This window comes from Micromonospora sp. USAFONa4 (assembly GCF_057197825.1).
On record NZ_CM170072.1, the window covers coordinates 2,083,998 to 2,107,574 of the forward strand.

Consider the following 23,577-nt stretch of genomic DNA (forward strand, 5'->3'; position numbering starts at 1 on the left):
CCATGCGCCAGGAAGAGCAGCGGGTGGGCAACGAGCACCCCGAGGCCGTCCGCTCCGAGCCGGTGCCGGTACCGCCTCCGGGCGACCGGTCCGGCCGGGCCGACGTACCCGAGGACGTCCTCGACGACCGGGGCACCTTCGACGATCCGGCGGTCGCCGACCGCGACCGGGCCGACCGCGACGACGAGCCGTCGCGCGGCCGGGCCCGGCCGGACGACCGGGACGCCGACCGCGAGGGCGGGTTCCACGAGCCGGGGCCGGTGCCGACCGCCTTCGGGGCCAGCAGCGTCGGCGGCGCGGTCGCCGCGTCCGCCCTGGCCAGCCCCCTGCCGGAGGACGAGCCCGACCCGCGTACGGAGTCGACCGCGCGGCCGGGCGACGGTGCCGTGGACGGCCCCCGGGAGGGCCGCCGGGCGGACCCGACCGCCGAGTTCCACCGTTCCGTCGGTCTCGGCGACGACCGTTCCGACGACCGGCTGGCCCGCCGGGACGGCGCCGAGGTGCTGCCGCCGGACGCCGCCGACGGCCGTCCCGAGCGCCGGGCCGACGTCACCGGGTGGGCCGGCGACCCGGAGGGCGGTGCGGCCGGGGCAGCCGGGTACGGCAGTGCCGCGCCCGCGATGGTCGACCCGGACGCCGAGCACGCGCCGGCGGGGCGCCCGGCCACCGGGGAACTGGGGGCCGCCGGCACCGACCGGCCGGCGGGCGCGACGGTGGCCGCCGAACCGGCCACCCTCTTCGACCCGGCGACGGCGCAGGGCTTCCGGGACCGCTGGCGCAACGTCCAGCTGCGCTTCGTGGACGATCCCCGCGCGGCGGCCGGGGAGGCCCAGTCGCTTGTCGACGAGGCCATCCAGGCGCTCTCCTCGGCGCTGTCCGCGCAGAAGAACAAGCTGGGCGGCTGGCAGGACGCCGGCTCCGCCGACACCGAACAGCTCCGGATGGCCGTCCGCCACTACCGCGACTTCCTGGACCGGGTGCTCGGGCGCTGACCCCGGTTCCCCACAGGCGCCCCCGGTCGACCGGCCGGGGGCGCCTGTGCGTCCGGACCCCGCTGCCGGCGGCCGCCCTCCGACGCCTCCGGTGAGGGCCGTCCCGTCCGTGCCCACCAGGGCCGGGAAGCGGGGTGCGGGCGGGTTTGGCCCCCACAGGCGTGAAACTGCGCGTCCGGGGTAATTGCCCGCGCGCACACTCAACGGGCACGGACGGTCGACGAAGGGTTACCGGGATGGACGGCGATGGCCTGCGGCTGAACATGAACGTCCTGGACTACGGCATCCTGGCGCTCTACTTCGTCACGGTGCTCGGTGTAGGTTTCGCCGCCCGGCGGGCCATCAAGACCAGCGTCGACTTCTTCCTCTCCGGCCGCTCGCTGCCCGCCTGGGTGACCGGCCTGGCCTTCGTCTCGGCAAACCTCGGGGCGCTGGAGATCATCGGCATGGCCGCCAACGGCGCCCAGTACGGCGCGATGACGCTGCACTACTACTGGATCGGCGCCGTGCCGGCGATGGTCTTCCTCGGCATCGTGATGATGCCGTTCTACTACGGCTCCAAGGTCCGCAGCGTGCCCGAGTACCTGCGGCTGCGCTTCAACCGCCCCACCCACCTGCTGAACGCGCTCAGCTTCGCCGTCGCCCAGGTGCTCATCGCCGGCGTGAACCTCTACGCCCTGGCACTGATCATGCAGGCGCTGCTCGGCTGGCCGCTCTGGGTCGCCATCGTGGTCGGCGCGCTGATCGTGCTGGCGTACATCACCGTGGGTGGACTCTCCGGGGCGATCTACAACGAGGTGCTCCAGTTCTTCGTGATCATCGCGGGCCTGCTGCCGATCACGATCCTGGGGCTGGTCAAGGTGGGCGGGGTGTCCGGCCTGATGGACGCGGTGCGCGAGTCCAAGCTGGGCGAGGCGGGGCTGCACACCTGGCAGGACACCGGCGGCACCGACAACCCGCTCGGCGCGCACTGGATCGGCATCGTCTTCGGGCTCGGCTTCGTGCTCTCCTTCGGCTACTGGACGACCAACTTCGCCGAGGTGCAGCGCGCGTTGTCGGCCAAGAACATGAGCGCCGCCCGGCGGACGCCGATCATCGCCGCGTACCCGAAGCTGCTCATCCCGGTGGTCACGGTGATCCCCGGCCTGGTCGCCCTGGTGACGGTGCAGGGGCTCGGCGCGGAGAGCGGCGACCTAGTCTACAACAACGCGATCCCGCTGCTGATGCGTGACCTGCTACCCAACGGCGTGCTCGGGATCGCGGTGACCGGCCTGGTCGCGTCGTTCATGGCCGGCATGGCGGCGAACGTGAGCGGCTTCAACACCGTGTTCACCTACGACATCTGGCAGCAGTACGTGCGCCGGGACCGCCCCGACGACTACTACATCCGCATCGGCCGGTGGGCGACGGTCGGCGGCGTGCTGGTCGGCATCGGCACGGCGTTCATCGCCGCCGGCTTCAGCAACATCATGAACTACATCCAGGCGCTGTTCTCGCTGTTCAACGCGCCGCTGTTCGCCACCTTCATCATCGGCATGTTCTGGCGGCGGATGAGCGCGGCGGCCGGCTTCCTCTCCCTGCTGCTGGGCACCCTGGCGGCGCTGGCCACCTACCTGCTCTACAAGGCCGGGGTGGTGCACTTCAACTCCGACCTGGAGGAGAGCTTCTGGGGTGCCGGCATCGCGTTCGTCACGGCGGCCGTCGTCGCCGCCGTCGTCACCCCGTTCACCGCGAAGAAGCAGGACGAGGACCTGCGCGGGCTGGTCTACGGCATGGGCGCCGTCGACGTGAAGGGCGACCTGCTGACCGGGGACGCCGTCTGGTGGCGCTCCCCGGTGCTGCTCGGCCTGATCGCGGTGACGCTGTCCCTCCTCCTCTACGTGCCGTTCTTCTAGGAAGGGGCGCTCGGCCATGAGCATGGAAAACCTCAACCCGCACGGGCACGACCGGTCGGTCGAGGCCACCGAGGAGGCCCGCCGCCGTTCGGCCGCCGCCCGGCTGTTCGACATCCGCCGGGTGATCGGTGGCCTCTTCACCGCGTACGGGGCGATCGTCACCCTGATCGGCGTCTTCGACGGCGAATCCGCCGTGCAGAAGGCGCAGGGGGTCCGGATCAACCTCTGGGCGGGTCTCGGCATGCTCGCCTTCGGCGTGCTGATGCTGCTCTGGCAGTGGCGCAATCCGGTCGAACCGCCGGAGACCTCCGACGAGGAGCGCTGAGCCGCCCCGCCGGCACCCGCATGGGCACCGCCCCGCCGGGTACGCGAGCAGGATCAGGAGACCACCTGGCGACAGGAGGGCAGCGACATGACGGATCGTGACCGTGACCGACCGCTGGAGGAGAGCCCGGAGGTGGCCGCGGCGGTCGAGGACGACACCGGCATCCCGCAGCTGAGGACCGGCGGCGGCGCCGACCGCGACACTCCGTCGTTCACCGGGGACCGGTCGGGCGGCGACGAGCTGATCGGCGACCCGTACGCCGCCGGCACCGGCGCGACCGGCACCGGCACGGGCGCGGCCCCGGACGACATCCGTACCGGGGCGGAGCAGCCCTGGGAGCCGGAGGACCTGGTCGCGGCCCGGGGGCAGGACGTCACGCCGGAGAACGTCGAGCGGGCCCGCCGGGACCTGGCCGAGCTGGGCCGCGCGGCGATCGAGAAGACGGTGCCCTGACCGGCGTACGCGAGGGGCCCCCGGCCCGACCGTCGGACGGTCGGACCGGGGGCCCGGGGAACCTGCCGCTGGAGCGCCTCACCTACTGCCAGCGGCGGGTGGGCTCCAGTCTCAGAGCGCCGGGTACGCGTTCTGCATGAGCTGCGTGAACTGCGCCGGGAACCAGGCGCCCGAGATCGGGGCGTCCGGCAGGGCGCCGCTCATGCTGTTGCCGTTGCGGGCGTTGCCGGTGTAGGTCGGGTCGCACATCCGGTCGAAGCCCTTGCCCTCGTTGTTCGGGATCTCCTTGCTGGAGCCGTCCGACTCGCCCGGGGGCTTCACCCAGACGTAGGCGTCGATGCCCGGCTCCGGCGCGGCCTTCGGGCGCTCGCCCAGGCCGGCCCCGGCCTGGTTGCACCAGTTGCCGGCGTGGATCCGACGGTCCACCCGACCGCCGTTGACGTACGTGTCCACGCTGGTCGTCGCGCCCGGGCCGGTGGGCCGGGCGGTGCCGCCCCAGCCGTTGCGGGACGTGTCGATCAGCATGCCGATCTTCGAGTCGAAGCCCTTGGCGACGAGCTCGTTGCGGAACGCCTGGGCGAACGAGAGCTCGTCCACGTAGAAGTTCCAGTCGATCCACTTCGACTGCCGCACGCTGGTGCCGTTGACGTTGTCGGTGATCTTGATGTACGGCTCGCGCAGCGCCGAGTAGTTGGCGGTGTTGACGATGAAGCCGTGCACGTTGTTCACCGTGCTGCCGGAGGCGACGGCGGCGTCCTTCAGGATCTGCGCGGTCGGGCTGAAGTTGCTGTCCCAGCCGATCCAGCCGTGGTGGGCGGCGTCGATGTAGTTGTAGACGTTGCCGATCGCGCCCAGCTTCGACAGGGCGTAGCCGACACCGTTGACGTAGGCGCCGTTGGCCTTCACCGTGTCGCACATCGCGGTGCCACCGGGGTTGCCGGAGGTGTTGGTCACCAGGTTCGGCAGCGAGTCGATCTCGATGATGTTGACGATCCGCAGGCTGGCGTACTTCGGGTCGGCCTGGATCGCGGCGATCGGGTCGATGTACTCGGCCTTGTAGCGGGGCAGCTCGTGAGCCTGGAGCTCACCGTTGGAGGCCAGCGCGGCGCAGTCGCGGCCGGGCAGGTTGTAGATGACGAACTGGATGTAGTTCGCCCCCTGCTCGAGCGCCTTGTTCAGGTGGTCACGGACGCCCATCGCGCCGTTGGAGCTGCTGTCCGGGGTGCCGTTGATGGCGGCGATCCGGTCGATCCAGACGGCGGTCGGGTTGTTCGACACCCGGCTGCCGCCGGGCACGGACTCGGCCTTGGCCTTCCACTCCGGGTTCACGTACCCCTTGGCGTTGAGGTACGGGTTGTCCACCCGCTGGCCGGGGGGCGGCGGGGTCGTGGGCGGCGGGGTGGTCGGCGGCGGCGTCGACGGCGGCGGGGTGCTGGGCGGCGGGGTGGTGGGGTTGGGGCCACCGCCGTTGCAGGTCACGCCGTTGAGCGTGAACGACGTCGGCTTCGGGTTGCTGCCGCTCCAGGCGCCGTTGAAGCCGAGGCTCACCGTGGCGCCGCTGGCCACCGCGCCGTTGTAGGACTCGTTCTGCGCGGTGACGTTGCGGCCACTCTGGGACCAGCGGGCCGACCAGCCCTGCTGCACCCGCTGGTTGCCGTCGGGGAAGGTGAAGCCCAGCGTCCAGCCGTTGAGGGCGTCGCCGGTGTTCTTGATGTTGACGGAGGCGGTGAACCCGCCCTGCCAGTCGCTTGTCGTGTACGACACGTCGCACTGGGTGGCGGCGTGCGCCACGGTGACCGGCAGGGTCACCAGTCCGCCCGCGACCAGAGCGCCCGCGCCACCGAGCGCGAGGGCCCGGCGGGGGCCGGACAGCCTTCTCCACACATTCATGCCACTGATCTCCTTGGGCGAGACCGGACCCGCTAACGGCCCGGCGATACGGCCCGATGGGCGTCCTGCGCGGACGTCCGCCGGTACCACGGGGTTCTTCGGGGGGTGCCCGACCCGGACGGGCGTTTGGTGGTGGTCCGACCGGCGACGATGGGCCGGTCGGGAGGCGGGATGTCGTCCGGCGGACCGGTGCCCTCGACTCCTGCCTGCGCGGTGTGGCTCCCCGAACCGCGTGCAGCGATTCTTGCATGGGAGCGCTTCCATGGCAATGCCTCGATGTGTCGGGGAACGCCCGGGGGCGACGGCCGGTGCCGGCGGGGCGAACGGGACGGGACGGGACCACCGGCGCGGGCACGCGCCGCGCGACCGACTCACCGGGTGCCGCGAGGGCGGGAACCACCCGAGCCGACCGGACACGCCGCCAAAGCGGCGTAGCTCTCCTATCGCCCGTAGCCTCCGCAAATACCAAAACACGAATCTTTCCCTGCATAGCTCGTGAAACGGTCTAACGTCGTCCGTAGCTCGGTTGTCACCGGGCTCCAGGACAACAGGGATGGAGTGACGCAGGTCATGGCAAACAAGATGCTCGGGAAGGTCGTTGCTGGCGCGGCCCTCGGTGGCGCCTCCTTGCTCGTGTTCACGCCGGGGATCGCGTTCGCGGACGGCCACCACAACGACGAGGGCAAGGTCTACGCCAAGCCGCACGTCGTCAGGGCGGGCGAGACGGTGAAGCTGCTCGAGGTCTGCCCGGACCGGCAGGAGCACGCCTTCGTGTGGTCGAAGGTCACCGGCAAGGTCAAGCTCAAGCCGGCCCAGGGCCGCACCGACTGGCGTGGCGGGGAGGAGGACTCCCGCGACAACGGCCGCGACCACGAGGACAAGGGCCGCGACCACGACAAGGGCAAGGACCACGAGGACAAGGGCCGCGACCACGACAAGGGCCGCGACAACGGCAAGGACGAGACGCCCAAGCCGCAGCCGTCGAACACCGCCACCGGACAGCCGCAGCCGCCGGCCAACGGTGGCCAGCCGCCCGCCAACGGCCAGGGTGGCGGCGCCGCCGACGCCGGCGCCGAGGGCGAGCGCGACTGGAAGGGCTACGAGCACGGCCAGGACGCCGAGGGCGACCGCGAGGGCCGCGACAAGGGCCACGACAAGGGCGACCACGAGGGCCGCGAGGGCCACGAGGGCCGCGACGACAAGTACGGCTCGGGCAGCAACGGCTCGGACGAGTACGACCGCGAGGACCGCAAGGACCACGACGGGTACGGCTCGGACAGCAACGGCTCGGACGAGTACGACCGGAAGGGCCACCACGGCGGCTGGTCGGACGAGGAGTCCGAGGGCAACGGCAACGGCAAGGACGAGGGCCGCTGGGAGCACAAGCGGGACTTCATCTACTACGGCGAGGCCGAGGTCTCCGAGGACGCCAAGCCGGGCCGCTACGAGCTCAAGGGCTCCTGCGGCGAGGGCGAACTGGTCGTGCTGCCGCGCGGTGGGGTCGACGGTGGTGACGGTGGCGTCGGCGTCGGCACCGACCGGGGCCTGGCCGCCGGTGGGGCGAGCCTGATCGGCGCGGCGGCCCTGGGCGGCCTCGTGCTGATGCGCCGGCGTCGGACCGATGAGTCCTTCGTCTGACATGACGGCGACACCGGCCGGCGGCCGTCACGGGAGACCGTGGCGCGCCGCCGGCGCGGCCGTCGTCGTCGTGGTCGCCATGGTCGGCGCCGGTCTGGTCGGCGCCTCGGTCAAGACCGCGCCCGCGCCCCGCCCCCCGCAGCCCCTGGCGGCGCCCGCCAGCACCGGGCCGGCGGACCCCGACGTGCCGAACCCCGACGCGGACCCGGACGTCGCCGGCACGGGCCTGGCGCGCTCCGCCCCCACCACCATCGCCATCCCCCGGATCGGGGTCGACGCCTCGATCATGTCGCTCGGCACCAACCCGGACGGCACCGTCCAGGTGCCCCCGCTCGAGCAGGCGCAGCTGGCCGGCTGGTACGAGCCGGGGCCGAGCCCGGGTGAGATCGGCAACGCGGTCATCGTCGGGCACGTCGACTCCGCGAAGATCGGGCCGGCGGTCTTCTTCTCCCTCGGTGCCCTGCAACCGGGCGACACCATCACCGTCACCCGGGAGGACGGGCAGCAGGCCACCTTCACCGTCGAGTCGGTCAAGGCGTACCCGAAGACGGAGTTCCCGACCGAGCAGGTCTACGGTCCCAGCGACCGGCCCGGCCTGCGCGTGGTGACCTGCGGCGGCGCCTTCGACCAGGCCGCTGGCAGCTACCCCGACAACGTGGTCGTCTTCGCCTCCATGCCGGCGTGAGCCGGCACCCGCGCGGCAGCCTCCACCGGGGGACACGACGCGGCCCGGCCGGTCGGGAGACCGGCCGGGCCGCGTGCCGTACGCGTCAGGCGGCGGCGGAGGTCCGCACCAGGGTGCGGATCTGGCGCAGCAGCACCGACAGGGCGGCGAGGTCCGCCCGGGACTCGTCGAACTCGCCCATCGCCCGCTCGGCGCGGTGGATCGACGTGGCGTTCGACTGCTCCCACTGGAGCACCCGCTCCTGCGGCGACAGGCTGCCGGCGGTGGAGTCGAGCACCTCCGCGGTCAGCGCGGCCAGCGCGGCGTACAGGTCGTAGCGCAGCGCCATCCGGGCCAGCGTCTGCCAGCGGTCCTCGCGCGGCAGCAGGGAGATCTTCGACAGCAGCGAGTCGACCCGGAACCGGTCGGAGAGCACGAAGTAGACCGAGGCCACCTCGCCCACGTCCCGCCCGCTGCTCGCCGCGGTCTCCACCACGTCGAGCAGGCCGAAGCTGTACATCAGCCGGGTCGCCTGCTCCGCCAGGTCACGCGGCAGCCCCCGCTCGGTGAGCGAGTCGATGTGCGCCGCGAGGGAGTCCCGCTCGCTGCCGTAGAAGCGCTCCTCCAGGTCGGGCAGGAGCTGGGCCACCCCGTCGCGCAGCCGGGCGATCTCCGCCGGCACGTCGATCGGCGAACGGCGGTTGGTCACCAGCCACCGCACCGCCCGGTCGAGCAGGCGCCGGGTGTCCAGGTAGACGCTGGTCTGCAACTCGGGGTCGATCCTGTTGTCCAGGGCCTCCACCGCGTCCCACAGCGCGCGCAACCCGAACACCTCGCGGACCACCACGTACGCCCGGATCACGTCCGCCGCCGAGGCGGCCGTCTCCTCGACCACCCGGAAGACGAACGAGATGCCGCCCCGGTTGATCGCCTCGTTGACCAGCACCGTCGTCACGATGTCCCGGCGCAGCCGGTGCTGGCCCATCCGGTCGGCGAACCGCTCGCGCATGGGCGTCGGGAAGTAGTTGACCAGGACCTCGGTCGTCCACTCCTCGTCCGCGAGCCCCTCCGCCAGGATCTCCGTCTCAAGGACGATCTTGACGTACGCGAGCAGGACCGCGAACTCCGGCGCGGTCAGCCCGGACTCGGTCCGCACCGCCATCTCGTCGTCCGGCGGCAGCGCCTCCAGGGACCGGTCCAGCGCCCCCGAGCGCTCCAGATCGGTGATCATCCGCCGGTGCACCGGCAGCAGCGAGGCGGCCTGCGCCTGCGCGTTGTTGATCGCCCGGGCCTGGTCGTAGTTGTCCCGCAGCACCAACTCGGCGACCTCGTCGGTCATCGCGGCGAGCAGCTCGTCCCGCTCGGGGACCGTCAACGCGCCGTCGGCGACCGCCGTGTTCAGCAGGATCTTGATGTTCACCTCGTGGTCGGAGCAGTCCACCCCGGCCGCGTTGTCGATGAAGTCCGTGTAGATCCGGCCGCCGGTCTGGGCGTACTCGATGCGGCCGAGCTGGGTCCAGCCCAGGTTGCCGCCCTCGCCGGCCACCCGGCACCGCAGGTTCCTGCCGTCCACCCGGATCGCGTCGTTGGACTTGTCGCCCACCTCCGCGTTGGTCTGGCTGGAGGCCTTCACGTAGGTGCCGATGCCGCCGTTCCAGAACAGGTCGACCGGTGCCGTCAGGATCGCCTTCATCAGCTCCTGCGGCGACATCTGCGTGACGTCGTCGCCCAGGCCCAGCACCGCGCGGACCTGCGGCGAGACCGGCACCGACTTGGCGGTACGCGGGTACACCCCGCCACCGGCCGAGATCAGTCCCCGGTCGTAGTCCTCCCACGACGAGCGGGGCAGGTCGAACAGCCGCTTCCGCTCGGCGTACGAGGCGGCGGCCTCCGGGTCGGGGTCGAGGAAGATGTGCCGGTGGTCGAACGCGGCCACCAGCCGGATGTGCTCCGACAGCAGCATCCCGTTGCCGAACACGTCGCCGGACATGTCGCCGACACCGACCACGGTGAAGTCCTGCGTCTGGGTGTCGTGACCCATCTCGCGGAAGTGCCGCTTCACCGACTCCCAGGCGCCCCGGGCGGTGATGCCCATCTTCTTGTGGTCGTAGCCGGCCGAGCCGCCGGAGGCGAACGCGTCGCCGAGCCAGAACTGGTGCGCCGTGGAGATCTCGTTGGCGATGTCCGAGAACGTCGCCGTGCCCTTGTCCGCCGCGACCACCATGTACGGGTCGTCGCCGTCGTGCCGGACCACGTCCTCCGGCGGCACGATCTCGCCGCTGACGATGTTGTCCGTGACGTCCAGCAGCGCCGAGATGAACTCCTTGTAGCAGACGACCGCCTCGTCGCGGTCCCCCGGCTTCTGCTTGAGCACGAAGCCGCCCTTGGCGCCCACCGGCACGATGACGGCGTTCTTCACCATCTGCGCCTTGACCAGGCCGAGCACCTCGGTGCGGAAGTCCTCCCGGCGGTCGGACCAGCGCAGCCCGCCCCGGGCCACCGGCCCGAACCGCAGGTGCACGCCCTCGAAGCGCGGCGAGTAGACGAAGATCTCGAACTTCGGCCGCGGCGCCGGCAGGTCCGGGATCGCCTGCGGGTCCAGCTTGAGCGCCACGTACGACTTCGGCCGCCCGTCGGTGCGCTTCTGGTAGAAGCTGGTGCGCAGGGTGGCCTGGATCATCGTCAGGTAGGCGCGCAGGATCCGGTCCTGGTCGAGGCTGGCGACATCGTCCAGCGCGGCCCGGATGTCGCCCACCAGCTCGGCGCTGTGCTGCTGCCGCTGCTCGTGGCCGTCCTCGCCGGGCGCGAACCGCACCTCGAACAACTCCACCAGCAGGGCGGCGATCCTCGGGTACGCGATGAAGGTCTGCTCCATGTACTCCTGGGAGAAGACCGTGCCGGCCTGGCGCAGATACTTCGCGTACGCGCGCAGCACCACGACCTGCCGCCAGGTGAGGCCGGCCCGCAGCACCAGCTCGTTGAAGCCGTCCACCTCGGCCTCGCCCCGCCACGCCGCCGCGAAGGCGTTCTCCACGTGCGGGCGCACCTCGGACAGCTCCTGGTGGACCTCCGGCAGCCGCAGCCCGAAGTCGTAGAGGTAGACCCGACCGTCGATCCGGTCCACCTCGTGCGGGTGCTCGTCGACCACCTTGACGCCGAGCGAGTGCAGCACCGGCAGCACGGCCGAGAGCATCATCGGCTCGCCGTAGCGGTAGACCTTGAAGCGGACGTCCATCGCCTCGTCGACGTCCGGCCCCCGCCCGCCGGCCCGCGGCGCGAGCTGCTTGCGGAACAGGTGCATCTCCAGCTGGCCGGGCTCCTCCAGCAGCTCCAGCTTCGCCAGGTCCTTCATGGCCTCGTACGGCGTGTGGCCGTCCTTGTAGCCCTCCGGGAAGGCGTCGGCGTAGCGGGTGAACAGGTGCTTGGCCTGCTCGTCGCCGAGCTTGCGCTCCAGCACCAGCCGGTAGTCGTCGTCCCAGAGCCGGGTCGCGTCGGCCAGCTCCTCGGCGAGCAGGTCGGCGTCGATGTCGCCCGGGGTCCGGCTCGGGTCGGTCCGGACGATGAAGTGCACCCGGGCGAGCATCGACTCGGTGACGCGGGTCGTGTAGTCGACCCCGACACCGTTCAGCTCGCGCAGCAGGATGTCCTGCATCCGCAGGCGGTTCTGGGTGGTGAACCGGTCCCGGGGCAGGTAGATCAGGCAGGAGATGAACCGCCCGTACGCATCCCGGCGCAGGAACACCCGCAGCTGCCGGCGGCCGGCCATCCGCAGCACCCCGATGACCGCGTGGTAGAGGTCCTCGGTCTTGATCTGGAACAGCTCGTCGCGCGGGTAGGTCTCCAGGATCTGGAGCAGGTCCTTGCCGGAGTGGCTGCGCTGGCTCAGGCCGGAGCGGTCCAGCACCTCGGCCACCTTCCGCCGGACGACGGGCAACTCCTGCACACTCGTCCGGTACGCGGCCGTCGAGAACAGCCCCAGGAAGCGCCGCTCGCCGATCACCTCGCCGGCCTCGTTGAAGATCTTGAAGCCGATGTAGTCGAGGTAGGCGGAGCGGTGCACGGTGGCCCGCGAGTTCGCCTTGGTGATGATCAGCAGCCGCTTCTCGGTGACCTTGTCGTGCGCCTCGGGCGTCATCGACGACAGCGGCCGGGCCTCCGGGGAGTCCTGGCGCAGGATGCCCAGCCCGGTGCCGAGCACCGCCTCCAGGGCCTGGCCGCTGCCCCGCTCCCCGTCCGCGGCACCCGACTCGCCGGTGTCGACCAGCCGGTACTCCCGGTAGCCCAGGAACGTGAAGTGGTCGTGGGCGAGCCAGCGGAGCAGCTCCACCGAGTCCGTGATGTCCTTCTCCGGCACCGGCGGCCGGTTGTCCGACGTCCGCGCGGCGGCCAGCTCGTCGGCGAGGGCGAGGGCGCGCTGGCGCATCTTCGGCCAGTCCTCCACCGCCTCCCGCACGTCGGTGAGCACCCGCTGGAGCTCCCGGCGCAGCCGGTCCCGCTCGGCGGCGTCACGCACCGGGTCGATCTCGATGTGCATCCAGCTCTCGACCAGGTCGCCGGCGATGGCGTCGTCGGGCTCGACGTCGGCGGAGACCTCGACCAGCTGGCCCAGCGGCTCGCGCCGGACCACCACCAGCGGGTGGACCAGCAGGTGCACGTCCAGGTGGTGCGAGTTGAGCAGGGCGGTCACCGAGTCGACCAGGAACGGCATGTCGTCGGTGACGATCTCGATGACGGAGTGGTGCTGCTCGGCGTCGGGCTCGTGGATGCGCAGCTTCAACTCGCCCGGTACGCGCTGCTGGGCGAGGTCGCGGTGCGCGCGGGCCGCCTCCAGCATCTCCTCGGCGGTGAAGCCGATCAGTTCCTCGTCCGGCGCGAACCGCCAGAAGCGGCTGACCAGGGTCGCCGCGTCGTGGTCGTCGCCGGCGAGCGCGACCGCCTGGGCGACCAGGCGCTCCACGTTGGGAACCGGCTCGTCGAGCTCGTTGTCCTCCACGTCGTCGGCCAGCGCGTCAACGGGCAGGCCCAGATCGTGGAGGGTGTCGATACTCGAACCGGTCATCCCGGTCACTCCTGTGTCGAGGCGGCCGAAGCCGTCCCCGTCGGTCGCCGAATCGAAGCTGTCGTCCCGGCCGGTGTCATCCTGCCGGAGGTCGGGTCCCGGTTTGATCGCCGGACGCCGGTCCATCGGTGCCACTCCCCTCGACCCACCGCATTGTGGGTCACTCTGCCGCCCAGCCTAGGCCCTGCCGTTCCGCCCCTTGCTCGGCGGACCACAGTGCGGACGTCCGGTTCCGGACTTCGTCCTTTCACCCGTTGCGGGTACGAGGTTGGCCGGTTCGGGAGTACCCCGCCACCAGTCGTTCATCACCCGGGCAGCGGCTCTCTTTCCGCACGTCCCGGTGCGGGGGGACGGTACGAACGGCGCCGCCGTACTAGCGTGCAGGGCAGTTCCGAGATCGGAGATCCGCTTCCATGCGCCTGTCGTACCCCCGCCGCCCCCGCCGCAACCGGCTCCGCCCGTCGCTGGCGCTGCTCGCCGCGACCGCGCTCGCAGCCGGCGCCCTCACCGCGTGCTCGGGCGGTGACGGACCGGAGCGCAGCGTCGACGCGTTCATGTCCGGCTGGCGCTCGGGCGACCTCCAGGCCGTCGGCTTCGTCGACCCGACCGGCGCCAAGGTGCCGGCGGCCGACGTCGCCCGCGAGCTCAAGGAGCTCTCCGGCGAGCTGGCGGCCACGCCGCCGACGCTGACCCGCCGGGGCGAGGCGAAGGTGACCAAGGACGTCGCGACCGCGGTGGTCAAGGTCGACTGGGCCCTCCCGGGCGGGACCCGTTGGGCGTACGAGCGTCCGGTGCGGCTCACCCGCGGCGGCGACGAGTGGCGGGTGATCTGGGAGCCGCAGGTGGTGCAGGAGCAGCTCACCCGGGGCGACCGGCTCGGGCTGCGCCGCGACACCGCCACCCGGGCCGCGGTGCTCGACGCCGCCGGCCAGCCGATCGTGGCGCCCCGACCCGTGGTGCGGGTCGGGCTCCAACCGGGCGAGGTCACCGACCTCCCTGGCCTGACCCGGAGGCTGGACGCGGCCTTCCGGGCGATCCGACCGGCGATCACCCCGCCGGTGGACCTCTCCGGGCTGCGCAAGCGGCTCGACGACGCGGATCCGGGCGCGTTCGTCGAGGTGGTGACCCTGCGCGAGGAGGCGTACCGGCAGATCAAACAACGCATCTACGACCTGCCGGGCACCAAGTTCCGCAGCGACAAGCTCGACCTGGCTCCCACCCGCGAGTTCGCCCGGGCGGTGCTCGGCTCCGTCGACCCGGCCCAGGCCGACGACCTCGCCCAGCACCCCGACCGCTACCAGGCCGGCGACCTGGTGGGTCACGGGGGCCTCCAGGGACGCCACGACGAGCGGCTACGCGGCGCGGCTGGGCTGACCGTGATCACCGAGCGCCCCGGCCCGGACGGCACTCTGGTGCCCACCGGCACCGAGGTGTTCCGCAGCGAGCCGAAGCCGGGGCAGCCGGTCAAGACCACGCTCGACGTCGCCACCCAGAACGCGGCCGACACCGCCCTGCGCGGCGAGAAGCGCCGGGCGGCGCTGGTGGCGGTGCGGATCAGCGACGGCGCGGTGCTCGCCGCGGCCAACGGTCCCGGCGCGGCCGGAGAGAACCTGGCCTTCACCGCCCAGGTCCCGCCGGGCTCCACCTTCAAGATGGTCAGCGCGCTCGGCCTGCTCGACCGGGGCGCGGTCACGCCGGCCGCGACGGTGGACTGCCCGAAGACGTTCACGGTCGACGGCAAGCCGTTCAAGAACTCCGACAACTTCGTGCTGGGGCCGGTGCCCTTCCGCACCGACTTCGCCAAGTCCTGCAACACCGCGTTCGCCGCGCTGGCGCCGAAGCTCGGCCCCGACGGACTGGCCGTGACCGGTCGTTCCCTCGGGCTGGAGGGGCAGTGGGACGTCGGCCTCGACGCCTTCACCGGCAAGGTCTCGGCGAACGGCGGGGCGACCGAGCAGGCCGCCGCCGCCATCGGCCAGGGCACCACGCTGGTCAGCCCGCTGGCCATGGCGTCGGCCACCGCGGCGGTCGCCCGGGGTCGATTCGAGCAGCCGAAGCTGGTCCTCGACCCCGCCCCGGCCCAGCCCGCCGCCCCCGGCCCGCAGCTCAAGCCGGAGTCGGTCGAGGGGGTCCGGGCGATGATGCGGGAGGTGGTCACGGCCGGCTCCGGCAGCGCGCTGCGGGACGTGCCGGGCGCGCCGGTGCACGGCAAGACGGGCACCGCCGAGTACGACGACAACCCGGCGCACACGCACGCCTGGTTCGTCGGCTGGCAGGGCGACGTGGCGTTCGCGGTCTTCGTCGAGAAGGGCGGAGCCAGCACCGCCACCGCCGTCCCCGCCACCGAACGCTTCCTCCGCGCCCTCTCCCGCTGACCAGCCCCACCGGCCTCGGTGCCGAGGCCGGTGCCCGTGCCGAGGCCGCCGGTATTGGCGTTGCCGGTGCCCGCGGTATTGGCGTTGCCGGGCGGTATTGGCGTTGCCGGTGCCGGCGGTATTGGCGTTGGCGTTGACCGGCGGCGTCGGGTAGCCGTGGGCACCGCCGCTTCGCGGTTCACGCGGTCACGTCCCGGTCGGCGTCGTCCGTCACGTGTCGGCAAGGGCGACGCGAAGTTGCGCCAGCCCAAGCTCGGCCCAAGCCGGTCGGACAAAGGGCCGGTCGCCGCACCGGGAGCCCCACCTGCCTGCCGCCATGAAGCGAGCTTTGGTGATCAGGACGCCATGGACGCCACCGGGCGGTTTTGACGTCCATGGCGTCCTGATCACCGGGTGGCGGAGGCTCCTGCGCGACGCTGTGGAGCTGCCCCTACCGACGAGGCAGGCGCCGACGCAGCCGGGCGCACGTCCGGCGATCCACCGGTGGAACGTCATGGTTGTCAAAGACCTCCGGTGACACCCATGACGTTCCACTCGTCACCTCGCGTGCCACCAGCCTCCGCGACCGGACCCGGCAGGCGCGCCGGCTCTAGAGCAATTGGCCCTGCCTTGACTGCGGCCCACCTCGACCGTCTCGGGCACGTGCCACCGCCGCCCGGCCGTGACCTGCCCCGGGCACGCGCCACCAGCCGCCCCGCCTCGCCCCGAACGGGCACGCGCCACCAGCCGCCCCACCCCGCCTCGACCTGAACCGGGCACGTGCGGTCAGCCGTCCCGGCGCGACCGGGCCCGGCAGGTGGGCGCACAGATGGGGCAGCTCGACAGGGGGTCAGGCGATACCGGCGGCGGATGGCGAGGTGCCGTCCTCGGGCGGGGGCAGCGGGTCGCCCGGGTCGAGGCCCGCGAGCGGTGCCCGGCGCAGCAGGCCCGGGCCTGCGGAGACGGGCGGGCCGACGGGTTCCGGCACGGCGAGACCGTCGGAGGCGGCGGCAACCGGGGCCACCGGCCCGAGCGGCCGGAGCGGGGCTGGCGGAACGTTCTCGGCACGCTCCTCGGCGCCGCCCGGGTGCCGGTCGTCGCCGTCACTGCGTGGAACGGGGGCGGAAACGAGCGCCGGGGCGGAGGCCGACAGAGGCATGATCGGCACCTCGGGACGACCGTTGCTCCGTTGGACCGAGGGCACGACCGAGCCGGCAGACGCCGACGGCCCGGCCGAATCCGCAGACGCCGATGGCCCAACCGAGCCAGCAGACGCCGAGCGCGTGGCAGGGGCGGCAGACACAGACGGCCCAGCCGACACGGCAGACGGCCCGGACGAGACAGCAGACGGCCCGGACGAGACGGCAGAGGTAGACGGCACGCCGGGGGCGGCAGACGCAGACGGCACGCTCGGCGCGGCGGACGCAGAGGGGGTGGTGGGGCCGGAGGGCCTGGTGGGGGCGGAGGGCCTGGTGGGGGCAGAGGGCGTGGTGGGGGCGGAGGGCCTGGTCGGGGCGGCAGAGCGTGACGGCGCGGACGGGGCGGCGGACGCCGACGGGCCCGGCAGCAGTCGGGGCGGCGAAGCCGTCGGCGCCGAGACCGGGCGCAGCCCGGCCACCACGGTGTTGACGATCTCGGCCGCGTACGCGCCGTCCGGGTCGTAGTCGGGGTCGAAGACGGTCAGCTCGACGCCGAGGCAGTGCGGGGTGTCGACGAGGCCGGCGAGCAGGATCTCCAGCTCGGCGAAGGCGATCCCGCCCGGGTCGGGGGCGTCGACCGCCGGCATCACGGCCGGGTCCAGCACGTCCACGTCGATGTGCACCCAGTAGCCGGCGCAGTCGGCGAGCTGCTCGTGCGCCCACTGTGCCGTACGCGCGGCGCCCTCGGCGCGCAGCGCCGGCACCGGTCGGGTGGTGATCCCGGCGGCCTGGAGGTCGAGGCGGTACTCGTCCTGCGCCCGGATGCCGAGCACCACCACGTCGATGTCCCGGAAGTACGGCCGGCGCCCCTCGATGGCGGCCAGGTCGGCCTGCCCCCGCCCGGTGACCAGCGCGAGGTCCTCGCCGGCCGCCGCGCCCACGTAGGAGGCGTTGCCGGGGTGCCGGAAGTCGGAGTGGCCGTCGACGAAGACCAGCCCGATGCGCCCGCCGACCGCCTCGCCGAGCCGGTGCATGGCCAGTGCCGAACCGAGCAGAATGGAGCAGTCGCCGCCGAGCACCAGCGGGAACTCGCTGCGGTCGATGATGGCGCCGATCCGCTCCGCGAGCGCCACCGAGTAGTCGGCGATCTCACGGGCGTGGCAGACCCCGTCGCCCGGTCGCCAGTCGCCGGGGTCGTAGCGGGGCGCGGTGAGGCAGCCCGCGTCGCGGGCCCGCAGCCGGGCGAGCAGCCCCTGGTCGCGCAGCGCCCCCGGGGCCTTGCCGCAGCCGGGGACCGAGGTGGACGTGGGTGGGCGCAGGCCGAGGTTGCTGGGCGCGTCGAGGACGGCGATCCGGCGCATCATGGGCTCCCGTCCTCGAGGTGTCGGGCGGGCCGGCCGGAACGCCGGCCCGCGCTGGCGTGCTACGTACTCACAAGCAGGGCGTGGTGCTCAGAACAGGGCGCTGGCCAGGGCCCGGCGCGCCGCGGCGACCGCGGGATCCTCCGGCCCGGCGACCGTGAAGAGGCTGACCAGGTGCTGGCGTACCTTCTCCCGCTCCTCGCCGGCGGTGCGACGGACCAGGCCCACCAGGCGGGCGTACGCCGCCTCGGCCTGACCGCTGAGCACCTCGATGTCGGCGGCCAGGAGCTGGGCCTCGACGTCGTCGGGGTTCGCCTGGGCGGCGGCGACGGCCGCGCCCGGGTCGGCCCCGGCCACCCGGCGGGCGAGCCCGACCTGGGCGAGGCCCGCCTCCGCCGCGGCGTCCGCGGGCGACTCCGCGAGGATCTTGCGGTACGCCTGCTCGGCCGCGTCGAGGTCGCCACTCATCAGGGCGTCGTCGGCCTCGTCGAGGCGCGGGTCCTCCGGCTCGGCGACGCTCACGCCACCGGCCTTGAGCACCGCCTGGATCCACTGCCGCAGCTGCGCCTCGGGCACCACGCCGGAGAAGGCGTCGATCGGCTGGCCGCCGACCACCGCGTAGACCATCGGGATGCCCTGCACCCGGAACATCTGGGCGATCCGGGGGTTGGCGTCCACGTCGACCTTGGCGAGCACCCAGGCGCCGCCGCCCTCGGCGGCCAGCCGCTCCAGCACGGGGCTCAGCTGCTTGCACGGCTCGCACCACTCGGCCCAGAAGTCCACGATCACCGGTGTGGTGAGCGAGCGCTCGAGAACCTCGGACTGGAATGTCGCCTCGCTCACGTCGATGACGGCGACGCCGCCACCGGCGGCGCCGGGGAAATCGGCGGAGGGGGCGGACTGTGCCGGGGTGGCGGGGCGGGCAGGGGCCGGTGCGGGGGTGCGCAGCGCGCTGAGGTCGACCGCGCCGCGGGTGAAGATCGACGAGGTGATCCGTGGGTCGCTCATGGTTACCTAGTCTCGCACGCGACCCACGGAACTCAGATCAACCGCGACGGCGACAGTTGCGACTGTCACGGCTGCTCCCGCCCTTCCCCACCCCGTCCCCGCGTCCCTGCCCGACCTCCCGCCCGGCATCGCGCGATCCCGCACCTCCGGTCCCCGGTACGAGGCCTGCCCGGCGGCTGCCGGGACACGGGGTGCGGGATCGCGGTGGAGCGGGATCGCGGGGTCGAGGGGGGACGGGGTCAGAAGCGGGCGGGTTCGCGGTAGACGCCCCACTCGGCGCGCAGGGCGTCGCAGATCTCGCCGAGGGTGGCCTCCGCGCGTACGGCGTCCAGCATGGCCGGGATCATGTTGCCGTCGGTCCGGCCGACGGCGACCATCCGCTCGATGGCGGCCTTGACGGCGGCCTCGTCGCGGCCGGCCTTCCGCTCGGCCAGCACCCGGCGCTGCTCCAGCTCCACCTCGTGCGAGATGCGCAGGATCTCCAGGTCCTTGGCGACCGTGCCGGTGTGGCAGTTGACCCCGACGATCCGCTTGTCGCCCTTCTCCAGCGCCTGCTGGTAGACGAAGGCGGACTCGGCGATGTGGCCGGTGAACCAGCCGTCCTCGATGCCGCGCAGGATGCCGGAGGTCATCGGGCCGATCTGGTGCGGACCCTCCCCGCCGAGCTGCCGGATCCGGGCGAAGATCTCCTCCGCCTCGGCCTCGATCTTGTCGGTGAGCGCCTCGACGTACCAGGACCCGCCCAGCGGGTCCGCCACGTTGGTCACCCCGGTCTCCTCCATCAGCACCTGCTGGGTACGCAGGGCGATCTCGGCGGACTCGTCGGTGGGCAGCGCCAGGGTCTCGTCCAGGGCGTTGGTGTGCAGCGAGTTGGTGCCGCCGAGCACCGCCGCGAGCGCCTCCACGGCGGTACGCACCACGTTGTTGACCGGCTGCTGGGCGGTCAGCGACACCCCGGCGGTCTGCGTGTGGAACCGCAGCCAGAGCGCCTTTTCGCTGGTCGCGCCGTAGACGTCGCGCAGCCAGCGGGCCCAGATGCGGCGGGCGGCCCGGAACTTGGCGATCTCCTCGAAGAAGTCGACGTGCGAGTCGAAGAAGAAGCTCAGGCCGGGCGCGAAGACGTTGACGTCGAGCCCCCGGGAGAGCCCCAGCTCGACGTAGCCGAACCCGTCGGCGAGGGTGTACGCCAACTCCTGCGCGGCGGTCGAGCCGGCCTCGCGGATGTGGTAGCCGGAGACCGAGAGCGGCTTGTAGCGCGGGATCTCCCGGGCGCAGTACTCCATCAGGTCGCCGATCAGGCGCAGGTGCGGCTCCGGGTCGAAGAGCCACTCCTTCTGCGCGATGTACTCCTTGAAGATGTCCGTCTGCAAGGTGCCGTCCAGCGTGGACAGGTCGGCGCCCTGCCGCTCGGCGGCCACCAGGTACATGCAGAACACCGGCACGGCCGGCCCGGAGATGGTCATCGACGTGGTGACCCCGGCCAGGTCGATGCCGTCGAAGAGGGCCTCCATGTCGGCGGCGGTGTCGATGGCGACGCCGCAGTGGCCCACCTCGCCGAGCGCCTGCGGGTCGTCGGAGTCCCGGCCCATGAGCGTGGGCATGTCGAAGGCGACGGAGAGGCCCCCGCCGCCGGCGCCCAGGATCATCTTGTAGCGCTCGTTGGTCTGCTGGGCGTTGCCGAACCCGGCGAACTGCCGGATCGTCCAGGTCCGCCCGCGGTAGCCGGTCGGGTAGAGACCCCGGGTGTACGGGTACTCGCCCGGCCAGCCGATGCGCTCGAAGCCCGGGTAGGGCACGCCCTCCGGCGGCCCGTAGACCGGGTCGACGGGCATCCCGGAGAGCGTGGTGAAGTCGGCGTCCCGCTTGCGCGCGGCGTCGTAGCGGGCCTGCCAGCGCGCCCGTCCGGCGGCGATCTCGTCGGCGTTCATCGGCGGGGCTCCTCCTCGAGTCCTCGACTGCACTGCGAGTGTAGAGCCCAGACCTGAACGATCGCTAAGTAAGTTCGTACCGGCAGGTAACCTGAGCCGCCGGACGCGTCACGCGACGGGCGCGGCGGGACCGCCCAGGGCCACGTCGTCGACCCTGATGTTGACCTCGTCGACCCGCAGCCCGTACGCCTCGACCGCCCCGGCGACCTGCGCCCGGACCTCGGCGGTCACCTGCGGCACCGCCCGGCCGGCCTCGATCACGATGACCAGGTTGACCACTGCCGCGCCGTTCGTCACGTGGGCCGAGCAGCCGCGCCGGGCGTCGCCGACCTGGTCGAGCCCGACCTTGTCGAGCACCGCGTTGAAGAACCGGGCCACGTCGCCGCCCAGCTCGACCACCCCGGGCACGGACCGCGCGGCGGCCACCGCGATCTTCTCCACCACCTCGTCGGAGACGAGCGTCGTCCCGCCCGGCACCGCGTCCGGCGTCACCGACAGCTCCTGCGTCGCCTCGTCGCCCATCGTCTCCCCACTCCGCCGCGCACCGCCCCACGCCGACCGTGGAGCGGTGCGAGCGTACTAGCTCGACGGGGCCCCTCAGGAGCCGAGTTGGGAGAGCAGTTCGTCGGCCGCCGCATACGGGTCGAGGGCGCCCTCGGCCACCTTCGCGGCGAGCGCCGGCAGCTCCGTACCGTCGCGCAGGGAACCGATCCGGGCGCGGAGCACGCCCAGCGCGATCGCCTCGACCTCGGCGGCGGCCCGCGCCTCCTGGCGGCGACGCAGCTCGCCGTGCTCGACCAGCCAGGCGCGGTGCTTGTCGATGGCGGCGGCGATGTCGTCGATCCCCTCGCCCCGGGAGGCGATCGCGCGCACCACCTGCGGCCGCCAGTCGCCCGGGCCACGCTCGCCCAGGGCGATCATGCCCTGGATGTCGCGGTACGTGGCGTCGGCGCCGTCCCGGTCGGCCTTGTTGACCACGAAGACGTCGGCGATCTCCAGGATGCCGGCCTTGACCGCCTGGATCGCGTCGCCCATGCCGGGGGCGAGCAGCACCAGTGTGGTGTCGGCCAGCGAGGCGACCTCCACCTCGGCCTGCCCGACGCCCACGGTCTCCACCAGCACGACGTCGCAGCCGGCGCCCTCCAGCACCCGCACCGCCTGCGGCGTGGCGGCCGACAGCCCGCCCAGGTGGCCCCGGCTGGACATCGACCGGATGTAGACGCCCGGGTCGGTGGCGTGGTCCTGCATCCGGACCCGGTCGCCGAGGATCGCCCCGCCCGTGAACGGGCTGGACGGGTCGATGGCCAGCACGCCCACCCGGTGGCCGCGGGCGCGCAGCGCCCGGACCAGCTCGTTGGTGGTGGTCGACTTGCCCACCCCGGGCGAGCCGGTCAGCCCGACCACCTGGGCCTGGCCGGCGTACGGCGCGAGGGCCGCCGCGATCCGCGGCAGCGTCTCGTCGCCCGACTCGACCAGGGTGATCAGCCGGGCCACCGCTCGCGGATCGCCCGCGCGGGCCCGCTCGACCAGCATCGGCACGTCCCGGCTGCGGCGCACCGGGGGTGCGCCCGCCGCCGGGACGTTGTCGACGATCTCGCTCACTGTGCTGCCTCTACGGGATCGGCCGGCCGGCGGTCAGTGACCGCTCTCGCCGGGGGCCGGGACGTGGATGATCAGCGCGTCGCCCTGGCCGCCGCCGCCGCAGAGCGCCGCGGCGCCCGTGCCGCCGCCCCGGCGCTTGAGCTCCAGCGCGAGGGTGAGCACCAGCCGGGCGCCGGACATGCCGATCGGGTGGCCCAGCGCGATCGCCCCGCCGTTGACGTTGACCTTGTCCGGACTGATCCCGAGGTCACGGGTGGACTGGATGCCCACCTGGGCGAACGCCTCGTTGATCTCGATGAGGTCCAGGTCCTCGATGCCGAGCCCGCCCTTCTTGAGGGCGTGCTGGATCGCGTTGGACGGCTGCGAGTGCAGGGAGTTGTCCGGGCCCGCGACGTTGCCGTGCGCGCCGATCTCGGCCAGCCAGGACAGCCCCAGCTCCTTGGCCTTGGCCTTGCTCATGACGACCACCGCGGCGGCGCCGTCGGAGATCGGCGAGGCGCTGCCGGCGGTGATGGTGCCGTCCTTGGCGAACGCCGGGCGCAGCTTCGCCAGCGACTCGGCGGTGGTGTCCGGGCGGATCCCCTCGTCCTCGCTGATCACCAACGGGTCGCCCTTGCGCTGCGGGATGACCACCGGGGTGATCTCGTCGGCGAAGTGGCCGTTCTTCTGCGCGGCGGCGGCCCGCTGGTGGCTGGTCGCGGCGAACGCGTCCTGCTCCTCGCGGGTGATGCCGTGCCGCCCGTTGTGCCGCTCGGTGGACTCGCCCATCGCGCAGCTGTCCCAGGCGTCGGTGAGCCCGTCGAGCGCCATGTGGTCCTTGACCACCACGTCGCCGTACTTGTAGCCGCCGCGCTGGCCGAGCAGCAGGTGCGGGGCGTTGGTCATGGACTCCATGCCGCCGGCGACGACGACGTCGAACTCGCCGGCGCGGATCAGCTGGTCGGCCAGGGCGATCGCGTCCAGGCCGGAGAGGCAGACCTTGTTGACGGTCAGCGCCGGCACGGACATCGGGATGCCGGCCTCGACCGCCGCCTGGCGGGCCGGGATCTGTCCGGCGCCGGCCTGGAGCACCTGCCCCATGATCACGTACTGGACCTGCTCGGGGGCGACGCCGGCCCGCTCGAGCGCTGCCTTGATCGCGATGCCGCCGAGCCTGGTCGCGGGGAGGTCCTTGAGGTTGCCCAGCAGGCGCCCCATCGGGGTCCGCGCGCCGCTGACGATCACCGAAGCCATGCCTGCCTCCGAGGGGGTGCCGACCTGTACGCCTTA

The 23,577-nt window shown here is 72.7% G+C and carries 14 protein-coding genes and 1 pseudogene; 7 read left to right on the forward strand and 8 right to left on the reverse strand.

The features are described 5' to 3' along the window. Positions 1-2: 2 nt before the first annotated feature. The 4 genes from AC0OO9_RS08695 to AC0OO9_RS08710 all read left to right on the forward strand — a co-directional run bounded on the left by AC0OO9_RS08695 (position 3) and on the right by AC0OO9_RS08710 (position 3,665). Positions 3-992 carry a hypothetical protein gene (locus AC0OO9_RS08695; protein ID WP_484516819.1) on the forward strand — a complete coding sequence of 330 codons (990 nt, stop codon included), beginning with the start codon at positions 3-5 and terminating at the stop codon, positions 990-992. A gap of 236 nt (positions 993-1,228) precedes the next feature. Then, on the forward strand, positions 1,229-2,887 hold the full coding sequence (locus tag AC0OO9_RS08700) for a sodium:solute symporter family protein (protein WP_484516820.1): 1,659 nt from the start codon (positions 1,229-1,231) through the stop codon (positions 2,885-2,887). Positions 2,888-2,903: 16 nt separating this feature from the next. After that, on the forward strand, positions 2,904-3,212 hold the full coding sequence (locus AC0OO9_RS08705) for a hypothetical protein (protein WP_421453982.1): 309 nt from the start codon (positions 2,904-2,906) through the stop codon (positions 3,210-3,212). An 87-nt stretch (positions 3,213-3,299) separates the two neighbouring features. Continuing rightward, positions 3,300-3,665 (forward strand): hypothetical protein, encoded by a 366-nt coding sequence (locus tag AC0OO9_RS08710; protein ID WP_151453314.1) that lies wholly within the window; start codon positions 3,300-3,302, stop codon positions 3,663-3,665. Positions 3,666-3,776: 111 nt separating this feature from the next. Here AC0OO9_RS08710 and AC0OO9_RS08715 read toward each other — a convergent pair whose 3' ends face one another. Further along, positions 3,777-5,555: a glycoside hydrolase family 6 protein gene (locus AC0OO9_RS08715; RefSeq protein WP_484516823.1), complete on the reverse strand. Its 1,779-nt coding sequence runs from the start codon at positions 5,553-5,555 to the stop codon at positions 3,777-3,779. A 570-nt stretch (positions 5,556-6,125) separates the two neighbouring features. On the opposite strand from AC0OO9_RS08715, the gene AC0OO9_RS08720 reads away from it, so the two are divergent. After that, on the forward strand, positions 6,126-7,193 hold the full coding sequence (locus tag AC0OO9_RS08720) for a hypothetical protein (protein WP_484516824.1): 1,068 nt from the start codon (positions 6,126-6,128) through the stop codon (positions 7,191-7,193). A gap of 1 nt (position 7,194) precedes the next feature. Beyond that, positions 7,195-7,878 carry a class F sortase gene (locus tag AC0OO9_RS08725; protein ID WP_484516826.1) on the forward strand — a complete coding sequence of 228 codons (684 nt, stop codon included), beginning with the start codon at positions 7,195-7,197 and terminating at the stop codon, positions 7,876-7,878. A gap of 85 nt (positions 7,879-7,963) precedes the next feature. Here AC0OO9_RS08725 and AC0OO9_RS08730 read toward each other — a convergent pair whose 3' ends face one another. Continuing rightward, positions 7,964-13,042 carry an NAD-glutamate dehydrogenase gene (locus AC0OO9_RS08730; RefSeq protein WP_484516827.1) on the reverse strand — a complete coding sequence of 1,693 codons (5,079 nt, stop codon included), beginning with the start codon at positions 13,040-13,042 and terminating at the stop codon, positions 7,964-7,966. A gap of 287 nt (positions 13,043-13,329) precedes the next feature. Between AC0OO9_RS08730 and AC0OO9_RS08735 the strand changes: the two genes are divergently transcribed. Further along, on the forward strand, positions 13,330-15,291 hold the full coding sequence (locus AC0OO9_RS08735; protein WP_484516829.1) for a penicillin-binding transpeptidase domain-containing protein: 1,962 nt from the start codon (positions 13,330-13,332) through the stop codon (positions 15,289-15,291). Positions 15,292-16,830: 1,539 nt separating this feature from the next. Here the strand turns inward: AC0OO9_RS08735 and AC0OO9_RS08740 are convergent. The 6 genes and pseudogenes from AC0OO9_RS08740 to AC0OO9_RS08765 all read right to left on the reverse strand — a co-directional run. Further along, positions 16,831-17,773, reverse strand: a pseudogene (locus tag AC0OO9_RS08740) (arginase family protein); the annotation flags it as partial. 87 nt (positions 17,774-17,860) lie between these two features. Continuing rightward, positions 17,861-18,778 (reverse strand): tetratricopeptide repeat protein, encoded by a 918-nt coding sequence (locus tag AC0OO9_RS08745; protein ID WP_311412024.1) that lies wholly within the window; start codon positions 18,776-18,778, stop codon positions 17,861-17,863. A gap of 239 nt (positions 18,779-19,017) precedes the next feature. Then, positions 19,018-20,706, reverse strand: coding sequence for a coenzyme B12-dependent isobutyryl-CoA mutase large subunit (icmA, locus tag AC0OO9_RS08750; protein WP_311412025.1), 1,689 nt, complete (start codon positions 20,704-20,706; stop codon positions 19,018-19,020). 108 nt (positions 20,707-20,814) lie between these two features. Further along, a complete protein-coding gene (locus AC0OO9_RS08755) occupies positions 20,815-21,228 on the reverse strand; it encodes an Asp23/Gls24 family envelope stress response protein (RefSeq protein ID WP_311412026.1) in 414 nt (137 codons plus the stop codon). Positions 21,229-21,303: 75 nt separating this feature from the next. Then, positions 21,304-22,239: a methylmalonyl Co-A mutase-associated GTPase MeaB gene (gene meaB / locus AC0OO9_RS08760; RefSeq protein ID WP_393168171.1), complete on the reverse strand. Its 936-nt coding sequence runs from the start codon at positions 22,237-22,239 to the stop codon at positions 21,304-21,306. A 102-nt stretch (positions 22,240-22,341) separates the two neighbouring features. After that, positions 22,342-23,541, reverse strand: a complete 1,200-nt coding sequence (locus AC0OO9_RS08765; RefSeq protein WP_484516831.1) for an acetyl-CoA C-acetyltransferase — start codon at positions 23,539-23,541, stop codon at positions 22,342-22,344. Positions 23,542-23,577: the final 36 nt, after the last annotated feature.

Bases quoted from the DNA above. Each gene is read 5' to 3' on its own strand.
- AC0OO9_RS08730 (WP_484516827.1), bottom strand. From the start codon at position 13,042: ATGGACCGGCGTCCGGCGATCAAACCGGGACCCGACCTCCGGCAGGAT.
- AC0OO9_RS08720 (WP_484516824.1), top strand. From the start codon at position 6,126: ATGGCAAACAAGATGCTCGGGAAGGTCGTTGCTGGCGCGGCCCTCGGT.
- AC0OO9_RS08705 (WP_421453982.1), top strand. From the start codon at position 2,904: ATGAGCATGGAAAACCTCAACCCGCACGGGCACGACCGGTCGGTCGAG.
- icmA (WP_311412025.1), bottom strand. From the start codon at position 20,706: ATGAACGCCGACGAGATCGCCGCCGGACGGGCGCGCTGGCAGGCCCGC.
- AC0OO9_RS08765 (WP_484516831.1), bottom strand. From the start codon at position 23,541: ATGGCTTCGGTGATCGTCAGCGGCGCGCGGACCCCGATGGGGCGCCTG.
- AC0OO9_RS08710 (WP_151453314.1), top strand. From the start codon at position 3,300: ATGACGGATCGTGACCGTGACCGACCGCTGGAGGAGAGCCCGGAGGTG.
- AC0OO9_RS08745 (WP_311412024.1), bottom strand. From the start codon at position 18,778: ATGAGCGACCCACGGATCACCTCGTCGATCTTCACCCGCGGCGCGGTC.
- AC0OO9_RS08715 (WP_484516823.1), bottom strand. From the start codon at position 5,555: ATGAATGTGTGGAGAAGGCTGTCCGGCCCCCGCCGGGCCCTCGCGCTC.
- AC0OO9_RS08755 (WP_311412026.1), bottom strand. From the start codon at position 21,228: ATGGGCGACGAGGCGACGCAGGAGCTGTCGGTGACGCCGGACGCGGTG.
- AC0OO9_RS08700 (WP_484516820.1), top strand. From the start codon at position 1,229: ATGGACGGCGATGGCCTGCGGCTGAACATGAACGTCCTGGACTACGGC.
- meaB (WP_393168171.1), bottom strand. From the start codon at position 22,239: ATGCTGGTCGAGCGGGCCCGCGCGGGCGATCCGCGAGCGGTGGCCCGG.
- AC0OO9_RS08725 (WP_484516826.1), top strand. From the start codon at position 7,195: ATGACGGCGACACCGGCCGGCGGCCGTCACGGGAGACCGTGGCGCGCC.
- AC0OO9_RS08735 (WP_484516829.1), top strand. From the start codon at position 13,330: ATGCGCCTGTCGTACCCCCGCCGCCCCCGCCGCAACCGGCTCCGCCCG.
- AC0OO9_RS08695 (WP_484516819.1), top strand. From the start codon at position 3: ATGCGCCAGGAAGAGCAGCGGGTGGGCAACGAGCACCCCGAGGCCGTC.